General features: G+C 70.7%; 5 protein-coding genes. 2 read left to right on the top strand and 3 right to left on the bottom strand.

What is annotated here, in order from left to right:
- Positions 1–52: 52 nt before the first annotated feature.
- A complete protein-coding gene (trpS, locus tag V7793_RS31610) occupies positions 53–1,054 on the top strand; it encodes a tryptophan--tRNA ligase (RefSeq protein ID WP_336013064.1) in 1,002 nt (333 codons plus the stop codon).
- Between the two features lie 99 nt (positions 1,055–1,153).
- Here the strand turns inward: trpS and proC are convergent, their stop codons facing one another.
- Positions 1,154–1,963 carry a pyrroline-5-carboxylate reductase gene (gene proC / locus V7793_RS31605; RefSeq protein WP_336013062.1) on the bottom strand — a complete coding sequence of 270 codons (810 nt, stop codon included), beginning with the start codon at positions 1,961–1,963 and terminating at the stop codon, positions 1,154–1,156.
- A gap of 449 nt (positions 1,964–2,412) precedes the next feature.
- Here proC and V7793_RS31600 point away from each other — a divergent pair, with 449 nt between their 5' ends.
- A complete protein-coding gene (locus V7793_RS31600) occupies positions 2,413–4,014 on the top strand; it encodes a SulP family inorganic anion transporter (RefSeq protein ID WP_336013060.1) in 1,602 nt (533 codons plus the stop codon).
- Here V7793_RS31600 and V7793_RS31595 read toward each other — a convergent pair.
- A complete protein-coding gene (locus V7793_RS31595) occupies positions 3,944–5,092 on the bottom strand; it encodes an NAD(P)/FAD-dependent oxidoreductase (protein WP_336013058.1) in 1,149 nt (382 codons plus the stop codon). The genes V7793_RS31600 and V7793_RS31595 overlap by 71 nt on opposite strands.
- Before the next feature lie 50 nt (positions 5,093–5,142).
- Entirely contained in the window at positions 5,143–6,048 is a 906-nt protein-coding gene (locus V7793_RS31590) for a sigma-70 family RNA polymerase sigma factor (RefSeq protein ID WP_336013056.1), read from the bottom strand.
- Positions 6,049–6,105: the final 57 nt, after the last annotated feature.

The raw sequence follows: 6,105 nt of genomic DNA, 5'->3' as shown, positions 1-6,105 counted from the left end.
CCGTTTTTGCTGTCCGTGGCGGCGTCCCCTCCAGACAGGGAGCGCACCACCCATGTCCACCCGGATCTTCAGCGGCATCAAGCCCACCGGCCACCTGACCCTCGGCAACTACCTCGGCGCCGTCCGCCAGTGGGTGGAAGTGGACCAGCACAAGGCCGACGCGTTGTTCAGCGTCGTGGATCTGCACGCTCTGACCGTGGAGCACGAGCCGGCGCGGGTACAGCGCCTCAGTCGGCAGACGGCCACGCTCTTGCTTGCGGCCGGGCTGGATCCGGCGCAGTGCACGGTGTTCGTCCAGAGTCACGTCGACGAGCACACCCGGCTCTCCTATCTCCTGGAGTGCACGGCGTCCGACGGCGAGATGCGGCGGATGATCCAGTACAAGGAGAAGTCGGCGCGGGAGCGGGCGACAGGCGGCAGCGTAAGGCTGTCTCTGCTGACGTATCCGGTACTGATGGCGGCGGACATCCTGGCGTACGGGGCGGACGAGGTCCCGGTGGGGGACGACCAGGCGCAGCACGTCGAGCTGACGCGGGATCTCGCGGTGCGGTTCAACCAGCGGTACGGACAGACGTTCACCGTGCCGAAGGCCGTCCTGCCGCAGGTGGCCGCCCGGGTCATGGACCTGCAGGATCCGACGGCGAAGATGGGGAAGTCCCATGCGGAGACGTCGGGCATCGTCTATCTGCTGGACGAGCCGGACGCCGTGCGCCGGAAGATCATGCGCGCGGTGACCGACAGCGGCAGTGAGGTCGTCCACGACCGGGAGACGCGGCCCGGTATCGCAAATCTGCTGGAGATCCTCGCCGCGTGCACCGGCGGAAACCCCGCGGAGCTCGCGGGCGGCTATTCCTCGTACGGCGCTCTGAAGCGGGACACCGCTGATGCGGTGCTGGAAGTCCTGCGGCCGCTGCGGGAGCGGCATGCCGAACTGTGCGCCGACCCGGCTTATGTGGATGCCGTGCTCCGGGACGGGGCCGAGCGGGCGCGGAGGATCGCCCGGCCGACGGTGGACGCGGCCTATCGGGCGGTCGGCTTGCTGCCCGCGTACTGAACACACATAAAGGGGGCGCCGACCCGGTCGGCGACCCAGGGACCGGCCTGGGGCCACCCCAGGGAACCAGTCCAGGGACCGGCCCGGGGGGCCGACCCGTCAGCCCTCGCCGGAGGCCAGCTCCCGGCTGCGGTCGCGGGCGGCCTCCAGGGCGGCGATCAGCGCGTGCCGTACTCCGTGCTTCTCCAGCTCACGGATGGCGTTGATCGTCGTGCCGGCCGGTGAGGTGACCGCCTCGCGGAGCTTGACCGGGTGCTCGCCGCTGTCGCGGAGCATGACGGCGGCGCCGATGGCGGCCTGGACGATGAGGTCGTGGGCCTTGTCCCGCGGCAGGCCGAGGAGGATGCCGGCGTCGGTCATCGCCTCGACGAGGAAGTAGAAGTACGCCGGACCCGAACCGGACAGCGCCGTCGCCGCGTCCTGCTGGGACTCGGGCACCCGGAGCGTCTTGCCGACGGGCTTGAAGATCGCCTCGGTGCGGAGGAGGTGATCCTCCGTGGCGTGGGTGCCGGCGGAGATCACCGACATGCCCTCGTCGACCAGGACGGGGGTGTTCGGCATGACGCGTACGACGGGGTTGCCGCCCGGCAGCCGCTCCTCGAAGAAGGACGTGGGGACGCCGGCCGCCGCGCTGATGACCAGCCGGTCGGCGGGCAGGTGCGGACCGAGCTCGCTGAGGAGCGCCGCCATGTCCTGCGGCTTCACGGCCAGGATCAGGGTGTCCGCGGACTTCGCGGCCTCGGCGTTGGTGACCGTCTCGACGCCGTAGCGGGCGCGGAGGGCCTCGGCGCGCTCGGGGCGGCGCGCGGTGACCAGGAGGTCATCGGTCGACCAACCGGCGCGGATCATGCCGCTGAGCAGCGCCTCGCCGATCTTGCCGGTGCCGAGGACGGCGACTTTCTGGGCCACGGGCTCACCTCTTCGCTGCGCGGGGATGGGCTGCTGCACGCCGGGCTTCACAGTGCAGCAGGGCAGCCGGGACTCCACAGTGCACTGGTCGTCGACGCCGGTCGGCGCCGGACGTCAGCGGGGGCGTGTCCAGCCATCTTTGCACTCCGCGCGCACGTCGTGCGCCGGGCGCAATTCACCGGTAGGCCCACAGAGGCCTGCGCCGGAGCGATCGGAACAGCCCATTCCGGCCCGCCACCACTGCGTTTACATCGTGGTAACACGCCAACAGGCCAACGGTATTGGCCACTTGGACAGAATGACCGCGGGTGTCCACGGCACGCTCCGTCACCCTCTGCCGTCCGGCCGGTCCTCACCCCGACGTATCCGCTGCCCGTATCCCGACATCCGACATCCGACAGGCAACGATCACATCGCTGCGCGACACCGCGCGCTCGGAGGTAATCCTCATGGACAAAATACCCCCCACCCCTGCCCGCAAAGTGCTCGCCAGGACCAAGCTCCGGTCAAACCCTTCCCACGACGGTGCCAACAACGGGGCCGCCCTGCGCCGTGATCTCCGCGCCGACTTCACCGCCTCCCTCGTCGTCTTCCTGATCGCCGTCCCCCTCTCCGTCGGCATCGCCGTCGCCTCGGGCGTCCCCGTCGAACTGGGCCTGGTCACCGGCGTGGTCGGCGGCATCCTCACCGGCCTGCTGCCGGGCAGCAGTCTGCAGGTCAGCGGCCCGGCCGCCGGCCTGACCGTGCTCGTCTACGAGGCCGTGCGGGAGTTCGGGCTCACCGCGCTCGGCGTCCTCGTCCTCACCGCCGGACTGCTGCAGATCGCGATGGGGCTGCTGCGCCTGGGCCGGTGGTTCCGGGCGATCTCCGTCGCCGTCGTCCAGGGCATGCTGGCCGGCATCGGCCTGGTCCTCATGGCGAGCCAGATCTACGCCATGGCCGACGCCCGCCCGCCGGCCGGCGGCCCGGCCAAGATCGCGGGACTTCCCGACCTGATCATCGAAACGCTGATCTCGACCGACGCCCTGCTCGCCGCCGCGGTCGGCGTCGGCACGATCGCCGTGCTGGTGCTGTGGCCGCACTGGCAGAAGGGGGCGCAGTTCGTGCCCGCGCCGCTCGTCGCGGTCGCGCTGGCGACGGCCGTGGTCGTCAGCCTGTCCCTGCCCGTGGCGCGGATCGAGGTGAGCGGGATGCTCGACGCGATCCAGCCGCCGGGCAGCGCGGACTTCGCCCTGCTCGGCGAGATGAGCGTCCTCGGCACCGTCCTGGCCTTCGCGCTCATCGCCTCCGCGGAGACGCTGTTCAGCGCGGCCGCGGTCGACCGGCTGCACGAAGGCCCCCGTACGGACTACAACAAGGAGCTCATCGCCCAGGGCGCCGGCAATACGGTGTGCGGCGCGCTCGGCGCACTCCCGATGACCGCCGTCATCGTCCGCAGCTCGGCCAACGTCCGGGCCGGGGCGAAGACCAAGGCGGCGCGCGTCCTGCACGGCGTCTGGCTGCTCGTCTTCGTCTCGCTCGTCCCCTGGGCCCTGGAGCTCATCCCGGTGGCGGCACTCGCCGGGGTGCTGATGCACGCGGGGTGGAAGTTGCTGCCCTTCCAGGACATCGTTCGGCTATGGCGCGAGCACCGCGGCGAGGCCGTGGTGCTCATGGTGACCACAGGGGCCATCGTGGTGACGAACCTCTTCGAGGGCGTCGTCCTCGGCCTCCTCATGGCCGTCGCCAAGGCCGCCTGGGAGTCCTCGCACGTCCACGTGGAAACACAGACCACGGAGGACGGCACGGTCCGCGTCCGGGTCCTCGGCAACGCGAACTTCCTCCGACTGCCCAGGATCCTCGATGAGTTGGACGCCTCCCTGCCGCCCTCGGGGCGCAATGTGGAGCTCGATCTGAGCGGCCTGCGGCACATGGACCACGCGTGCCGCTCGGTGCTCACGGCGTGGGCGGAACGCAACGCCGAGTGCCGTGGCCCGGTCGCTACCGGGCCCGCGCACGGCTCGCCGCCACACGCAGGATCCGGACCGTTGAGCGGACAACCTGCTCCTTGACGAACGCCGCCGGCCGCCCGGTCACGACGGACCGGAGCGGTGAGTCGTCGCGGTGCACCGGCTGGATGAGGCCGTCGTTGCGGCCGAGGCTGATGCACTGCACGACGTAACGGAAGCGGAGCGGCCGCGCCGGCCCGGACTCCAGGTCGGCGAGGACGGAGGCGGCGGCGTGTGCGCCCGTGGGCATCGCGGTCGCACACGCCATCCGAAGGGAGGTGGCTGCCGCGTCCCCTGCCACGTAGACGGCAGGATCCGTGGCCGACCGGAGGGTACGGTCGACCACGATCCGCCCCTCCCCATTGAGCTCGAGGCCCGCCGCGCCCGCGAGCCCGGTCATCGGCCGCAGCGACGCCGACCAGACGGTGACGTCCGCGTCGACTTCGTCCACCGACATGACGTGCTCGCCCTCCGTCACCCGTACGCGCATCGCGGCGAGAGTCCTACGGAGGTGGGCCCGCCCGTTGGCGGACAGGCCGGCGCCGAGCTTGCCCGCGGTGAGGAGACGGACGTCCCACGCGGGGTGCGATTCGGCGATTTCGGAGGCGAGTTCGACACCGGTGAGCCCGCCGCCGACGACGGCGAGCCGCCCCGGTCCGTCGAGCAGCCGCTTCCCCAGCTCGGCCGCCGACTCCACGGTGTACGCGCGCTCGCCCACCGTTCGTACGGACTGTTCGGCGGCGGAATGTTCCCCCGCCGTCCGTTCCCCCGCCGTCCGTTCCCCCACTGGCCGTTCCCCCGCGATGCGGGTGTCCGTGACGCTGCCGAGCGCGTAGACGAGCCGGTCGTAGGACAGCGTGCGGCCGTCGTCCGTACGCACCTCGCGGGCAGCCGGGTCCAGGTCGACGGCGCGGGCGGCGACGTGCCGGATCCCGGTGCCACGCAGGAACGAGGACAGCGGGTGCGTCACATCCGGTTGGCCGGCCGCGAGTTGGTGAAGTCGGACGCGCTCGGTGAAGCGGTCGCTGGGGTCGACGAGAGTGACGCTGACGGCAGGGTTCTGCGCCAGCCGCAGAGCGGCGGTGAGACCTGCGTAGCCGGCGCCGAGGACGATGACGTGGTGTCGGTGCTGTCGGTTCATACCCACCCGACGACGCAGCGGGCAGAAGTGTGACAGTCGCAGGTCACCGGTCACAGGTCCTTCGGGCGGAGCTGTTCCGGACACAGCTCCTGCGGGTCGAGGTGGCGGAGCTTGTCCGGGTTGGCGACCGCGTAGACCTCCGTGATCCGCCCCTCGCGCACGGTGAACGCGAAGACCAGGACCCTGCCCACGGCCGGATCGACGGAGACGATGCCGGGTGCGCCGTTGACGTCCCGCATCACCACCCGCATCGACAGCGGGTCGAAGCCGCGGCTGATGCCCTGGGCGAAACGGGCGACGTTCTCCCTGCCGCACACGGGACGACGCGCGGCCGAGACCTTTCCGCCGCCGTCCGAACGCCACACGACATCCGGGTCCAGGACGGACAGGAGAGTCTCGAAGTCGCCGTTCATCACGGCGGCGAGAAAGGCTTCGACGGTACGGCGGTGCTCACCGCGGTCGACGGAACAGCGCGGAGATTCGACCCGTACGCGCTTCCGTGCACGGGAGGCCGACTGCCGTACGGAGGTCGGAGTCTTGCCTACGACTTCCGCGATCTCGGTGAACGGTACGGAGAACACGTCGTGCAGGATGAACGCCGTCCGCTCGGCCGGCGTGAGTTTCTCCAGCACGGTCAGCAGCGCTATCCCGACGGATTCGTCCAGGGTGACCCGGTCCTCGGGCCCGGGCACTTCGCCGACGACCGGTTCGGGCAGCCAAGGTCCGACATAGGTTTCGCGGCGGGAGCGGGCGGAGCCGAGCTGGTCGAAGCAGATACGGCTGACGACGGTCGTCAGGTAGGCGGCGGGATTGGCCGCCTCCTCATCGGGGAGGAGCTGCCAGCGCAGCCAGGCCTCCTGCAGCGCGTCATCGGCATCGGCGACCGAGCCGGTGATGCGGTAGGCGACGGACCAGAGTTGTGGGCGGTGGTTCTCGAAATCAGCCAGGGGTGCCATGGGACCGCCGGCTCCTTTCGTGAGCGCAGCTGATGATGACGGGCCTGCGGTGATTCT

The organism is Streptomyces sp. KLMMK (assembly GCF_036961605.1).
GTDB lineage: Bacteria > Actinomycetota > Actinomycetes > Streptomycetales > Streptomycetaceae > Streptomyces > Streptomyces telluris.
This window is presented reverse-complemented; position numbering and strand designations above follow the sequence as displayed.

What these genes read in the sequence shown, in the direction of transcription:
- trpS (WP_336013064.1), top strand. Translation starts at nt 53, where the DNA reads ATGTCCACCCGGATCTTCAGCGGCATCAAGCCCACCGGCCACCTGACC.
- V7793_RS31600 (WP_336013060.1), top strand. Translation starts at nt 2,413, where the DNA reads ATGGACAAAATACCCCCCACCCCTGCCCGCAAAGTGCTCGCCAGGACC.
- V7793_RS31595 (WP_336013058.1), bottom strand. Translation starts at nt 5,092, where the DNA reads ATGAACCGACAGCACCGACACCACGTCATCGTCCTCGGCGCCGGCTAC.
- V7793_RS31590 (WP_336013056.1), bottom strand. Translation starts at nt 6,048, where the DNA reads ATGGCACCCCTGGCTGATTTCGAGAACCACCGCCCACAACTCTGGTCC.